Source organism: Enorma phocaeensis (assembly GCF_016901575.1).
In the GTDB taxonomy this organism is placed as follows: domain Bacteria; phylum Actinomycetota; class Coriobacteriia; order Coriobacteriales; family Coriobacteriaceae; genus Limicola; species Limicola phocaeensis_A.
The window spans coordinates 1-565 of sequence record NZ_JACJKQ010000073.1; the positions used below are offsets into that span (position 1 = coordinate 1).

General features: G+C 68.1%; 1 pseudogene. It reads left to right on the forward strand.

The annotated features are described in order from the left end of the window. Positions 1-88 precede the first annotated feature (88 nt). A pseudogene (locus H6A15_RS10230) lies at positions 89-451 on the forward strand (transposase); the annotation flags it as partial. Positions 452-565 lie beyond the last annotated feature (114 nt).

Below are 565 nucleotides of genomic sequence, written 5' to 3' on the forward strand. Positions count from 1 at the left end.
GCATCCCGGCCGGCGCCCGGAAGGGCGCGGCCGTTCCCTAGAATCGTAGTCACCACAACAGACGGTTCTGGAGAGAGGAACGACCGCTATGGACACTGTACACGAGGAGGCCCTTGCCGCGGCCGGCGTGCGCGCCGACGGCACGATCGACATCAACGCCGCGCTGAGGGCGCTGCTCGAGGGGCTGCTGAACGCCGTGATGGACGAGCAGGCCTCCGAGCTCGGGGCGCCGCGCAACGGCTACCGGGAGCGCTCGCTCGACACCTGCGTCGGGCGGGTGACGCTCAGGATACCCAAGCTCCGGGAGGGGACGTACTTCCCGGAGGACGTCGTGGCCCGCTGGTCGCGCACGGACACGGCGCTCGCGTCGGCGGTCTGCGACATGTGGGCCGCCGGCGTGTCGACGAGGAAGGTCGAGGCCGTGGCGTCCGACCTGGGCCTCGAGTCGATGTGTTGATGTGCAATAAGAAATGGTCCGAATGAGCACCGGTTTCTGAGCAACGCGTGCACCGAAAAATGAGCAGTTTGAGCATGAGGGCCGCGCCCCCTTGGACCAGGGGCGCGG